General features: G+C 45.7%; 8 protein-coding genes. 7 read left to right on the forward strand and 1 reads right to left on the reverse strand.

From position 1 onward, the window contains the following. From mbpB to AB5Z54_RS09675, 3 genes are all read left to right on the forward strand, one after another. On the forward strand, window positions 1-643 hold a 643-nt coding region (gene mbpB, locus AB5Z54_RS09665), incomplete at its 5' end, for a mobilization protein MbpB (RefSeq protein WP_368161383.1). Beyond that, complete coding sequence (mbpC, locus tag AB5Z54_RS09670; protein ID WP_149960692.1) at window positions 600-1,052, forward strand: mobilization protein MbpC; 453 nt, start codon at window positions 600-602, stop codon at window positions 1,050-1,052. The genes mbpB and mbpC, both read left to right, overlap by 44 nt. A gap of 18 nt (window positions 1,053-1,070) precedes the next feature. Continuing rightward, window positions 1,071-1,301, forward strand: a complete 231-nt coding sequence (locus AB5Z54_RS09675; protein ID WP_004295510.1) for a hypothetical protein — start codon at window positions 1,071-1,073, stop codon at window positions 1,299-1,301. A 36-nt stretch (window positions 1,302-1,337) separates the two neighbouring features. Here AB5Z54_RS09675 and AB5Z54_RS09680 read toward each other — a convergent pair whose 3' ends face one another. Next, the gene (locus AB5Z54_RS09680; protein WP_438265585.1) at window positions 1,338-2,483 is read right to left on the reverse strand and encodes a replication initiation protein; all 1,146 of its coding nucleotides are present in this window, start codon (window positions 2,481-2,483) and stop codon (window positions 1,338-1,340) included. A gap of 270 nt (window positions 2,484-2,753) precedes the next feature. Between AB5Z54_RS09680 and AB5Z54_RS09685 the strand changes: the two genes are divergently transcribed. The 4 genes from AB5Z54_RS09685 (at window position 2,754) to mbpA (ending at window position 3,977) form a co-directional block, all read left to right on the forward strand. Then, window positions 2,754-3,005 carry a hypothetical protein gene (locus AB5Z54_RS09685; RefSeq protein WP_004295507.1) on the forward strand — a complete coding sequence of 84 codons (252 nt, stop codon included), beginning with the start codon at window positions 2,754-2,756 and terminating at the stop codon, window positions 3,003-3,005. Beyond that, window positions 3,005-3,277 carry a type II toxin-antitoxin system YoeB family toxin gene (locus tag AB5Z54_RS09690; protein ID WP_004295504.1) on the forward strand — a complete coding sequence of 91 codons (273 nt, stop codon included), beginning with the start codon at window positions 3,005-3,007 and terminating at the stop codon, window positions 3,275-3,277. The genes AB5Z54_RS09685 and AB5Z54_RS09690 overlap by 1 nt, the downstream gene beginning before the upstream one ends. Window positions 3,278-3,329: 52 nt before the next feature. Beyond that, window positions 3,330-3,485: a hypothetical protein gene (locus tag AB5Z54_RS09695; RefSeq protein ID WP_192915051.1), complete on the forward strand. Its 156-nt coding sequence runs from the start codon at window positions 3,330-3,332 to the stop codon at window positions 3,483-3,485. Window positions 3,486-3,677: 192 nt separating this feature from the next. Continuing rightward, window positions 3,678-3,977, forward strand: coding sequence for a mobilization protein MbpA (gene mbpA, locus AB5Z54_RS09700; RefSeq protein WP_368161385.1), 300 nt, complete (start codon window positions 3,678-3,680; stop codon window positions 3,975-3,977). Window positions 3,978-4,090: the final 113 nt, after the last annotated feature.

The following is a 4,090-nucleotide window of genomic DNA, read 5'->3' on the forward strand; positions in this document are numbered from 1 at the left end:
ATACCACGCTGATTTTCCGAACGTAAAAAACAATTGCCTACGTTTCGAGGTCAGCCCCTCGATAGAGGAAAGCGCCACCTTTACGGATGCGGACTGGGCGGAACTTGGTAACGACTTCATGCAGCGCATGGGGTTGGCGAACCACCAGTACATCATCATCCGGCACAGCGGTACGGAGAGCAAAAAAGAACAAGCCCACCTGCATATACTGGCAAACCGGGTTTCCCTTTCCGGGGAACTGTACCGGGACAACTGGATAGGGAAAAAGGCAACGGAAGCCGCCAATGCCATAGCCAAGGAACGGAACTTTGTACAGTCGCAGGACATTGGCAAAGTCAACAAAGCGGAAATCAAGGAAGCCATGGACGGCGTATTGAAGAAGATGCAGGGCTTTGACTTTACCAAATTCAAGGAAGAACTTGGTAAGAGAGGTTTTAAAGTCCGGGAAGCCAGGGCAAGCACCGGGAAACTTAACGGCTACTATGTCACAGCCCGAAGCGGTACGGAGTATAAGGCAAGCGAGATAGGGAAAGGCTACACTCTCGCCCATATCGAGCGGACACAAAGCAAACTGAAGTGCAACTCAATGAACATATCTCATGGAAACAAACTCACACCCGGAAGCGGCAGCTTCCAACGTTAAGCAGGGACAGTACAGCCCCCGGAAAAGAAAAGATACAACGCCAAGGGTAAACCCGCAGCTTGCGGTAGAACTGGTGTATCAAGAACTAAAGCGTGTTGAAGTCTATACGAAGCGCATAGAGGACGCAACAGCCCGAAAGGTACAAATAGACGGGAAAAGCCTTGAAAGTGCCGAAAATCGCCTAAAAAACGTGTTGGCGGACTTTGAACGGCAGGGGTACAGAATGAAAAACGGCGGTTATGTGGACAAACGAATTTCGTTCTACTCAATCCTTTGTGCTGTTATCTCCCTATTGTTCGCTTGTTTCATGTGCTATCTTTGGACGGATGCAGCCAAAGACCGGGACAACTACAAGCAGTATTATGAATACTTCCAAGAGCAGGCAAGGGAACAAAAGGGAAACAAATAAACTCTAACTTTACGAATTATGGGAACAACGGAACACGAAGAACCCCGGTTCTTCTTCATACTGAACAAGGGTGCGAAGTCCGGCGGCGAAATCACCCATGCCGTCCTAAACGGTAGTATCGTTTCGAAGCCGGCAGGCTGGGACGCCTTTCATGGGCTTGCACTGGCGAGAGAGAAACTAAGCAGCGAGGAAATACAACAGCAGATGAAAGAACTTGGTGTAGAAATGGAAATCGTTCCTCTGATTTGACAAGATTACCCGGAGTGTTTCAGCCGGGTAATCTTGTTACTTATCCTTGATTTTCCCTTTAAGGGCGTTTATAATCCACCCTTTCGGATTGTTCTTTTCTCGTGATTTTCCGTTTAGGAGAGCCAGTTCTCCGATAAGGTCGGTTATCTTTTCTTGTGCCGTTATGAATGTCTCTTTGTTCCGGTTTATCTCTTCCGATGTGAAGCCGCAGGAATAACGGAGGTACTCGTACACATGGCTGTCTATCTGATATCGTGCTGTAACCTTTGCCTGCAATTCTTTCCCTTCCAGTTCTTCATCCCTGAACTGTGGTTGATAGACCGGGTAAAACCTAAATCCGGTCACCTTGCTACGTTTGTTGTTTGGGTTTTCACGCACTTTCACGTAGTTGAAAGTGTATGGGCAACTCTCATCAAGCGCAGCCTTTGCAGGTTTTAAAACCCTTTCCTCGAAGTTGTCAATTCTATCTTTTCCGTTCTTGTCCTTGTACTTGTCCGCTGGTATGCCAAGGCGGTCTTTCAAGTTTTCAAGGGATATATCCAAAGGGTACACCTGCCCACTCATTAACATGTAAAACCTAAGGGAATACCCAGTAGGTAGCGCAAGAGCCTTGTTTAACTCAAATTCTCTGTACCCCTTGGCGAACTTGGTAAACACATCCCAAAGGTCGTTAGACACACGAAAGGTTATAATGCCAGTGCGTTTTTTATATTTTGGGTTAGATATAAATCCGCACTTCCACCATTCCTCGTCATCTTCGTAAGTAAAAAAACGTCCTGCCAAAGAATCGAGTGCGGCTATGATTTCATTGTAATCACGTCCGGAAAAAATAACGTCAGATACATGCATTTGTGCATCAACATCCCAAAGTCCATGCTCAAACTTGCGTTTCGTGCCTGCATAATCTTTCAGTTTTACTCCCTTTAGTTCAGCTTGGCACGCTTCCAGTATGCGAAGAACTATTCTTTGTTCGTGTATGGACATGTCTTGCTGTTTTGACCATGTATATACCCATGAAACAACAACATCTTTATTCTTGGTAATAGGTAGTTTCTTTTTCATAAACGATTGATTTGCTGCAAATATACACAATCCCCACATTAAAACAAAAAAAGAGGGGTAAAACTCCCAAAGTGTGGGGACTAATTTACTTTTAAACTCCCAAAGTGTGGGGAAACACATGTTCTAATCCCTTTATTTATGGGCGTTTGCGAAGAAGTGATAGAGCATATTACAGACGATGCTTATAACAGACAAGGGGAATTTATAGAGCTAAGTGGTTGATTTACTGTCGGAAAAAGAAAAACGATAGGGAAAAAGAGCAAAGCAAAACCAACCAACGGGCGGTAGGATTGGAAACGGGTTTTTATGGCGTGTACACGTTTGTGTACAAAATGTTTGTATTTTATTGAAATATAGCTATCTTTGTGCTGAATTTAAAAGCAAACAGATATGGAAGCATTATCAGTAAGAGAATACCGTAACAACCTCGCAGCGTCTTTCACCAAAGCTGACAATGGCGAGCAGGTACTAATTCGCAGGAAAAACGAGATTTACGCTTTGGTAAAAGTTGGTCGTGAAGATTTGATGATAACCCCGGAGCTGCAAGCAAGGATTGACAAGGCAAGGGAAGAAATCAAATCCGGAAAGTGTGTTACCCTCAAAAGCAGTGAGGATATTGACGCTTATTTCGATAGTCTATGATGTACACAATTAGGGTTTCCGACGGGGTGGATAAGGTGATTGCCAAATGGAAGAAATCAAACCCCAATTTGTTCAAGAAGTATAAGAAAATCTACAAAGAATTGTTAGAGCACCCTAAGACTGGGCTTGGGCATCCCGAAGCGTTAAGGGGCGGTGGGGATATTACATGGTCTCGACACATTACCGCCCATGACCGGATAATCTATGACATTTACGAGGAAGTGGTAGAGGTCTACATCTTGGAGGTAGAGGGGCATTACAACGATAAATGATAAAACTGTTATGGTCGAATATTGTGTTTACTGGTTAGAGAACGGCGAGCCTATGCACGAGGTGTTCTCTTCTCTTGCCGCCGCCGAGATGTACTCATGTGCGATAAGAGGGAAAGAAAACATTGAATGGGTGGAGGTGTCCGAAGAAGAAACCATTGATTTGGACGAACTGGAAGACATGTTCCCGGATGACTTCTGCGGCGTGTAATCCCCTTGGGTAGAAATGGGGTAGAATTTGTTAGGCTGTGGGGGATTTTCTAACACGCCGGGGCTTTTTGCTGGGCGGTTGGCGTGGATGTATTCCCATGCGGCATGTGTATATATAGCAAGAAGTGTCCTTGTCGGACATTTCTTGCCTTTCTCGCTTTGCTCAAAAAGATTTTAAGATTACCTTTGTGGCATGGAACTAAGACGGAACGAAAAGATTACATTCCGGTGTACCGAACTTGAAAAGGACGCACTTGCGGAGCAGGCAGCCCGGTGCAGTCTAAGCGTATCGGAATACTGCCGGAGTTTGTCCCTTGGGGGGCGCCCAAGGGAGAGGTACACCGAGGAGGAACGGCAGCTTCTCCGGGACATAGCCCAGTTGAAAGGAACGCTCCAACGGCTGAACAACTACTTCGGTGGTCGCCAGTACCGGGAGGTATTTGAAGAGATTCAGGCACTAATCACCGAACTTAAAAAAATACTTTCACGATGATAGGGAAAGGAAAGAGCATATCGCATGGTACGGCTGCACTGGAGTACGACCTCGCCAAAGAGATAAACGGGCAGGCAGCAGCCATCGAGATAGCCCGGCATGAACTTTACGGG

Origin of the sequence: Collinsella aerofaciens (assembly GCF_040910185.1) — a bacterium.
Taxonomy (GTDB): Bacteria; Actinomycetota; Coriobacteriia; order Coriobacteriales; family Coriobacteriaceae; genus Collinsella; species Collinsella aerofaciens_BF.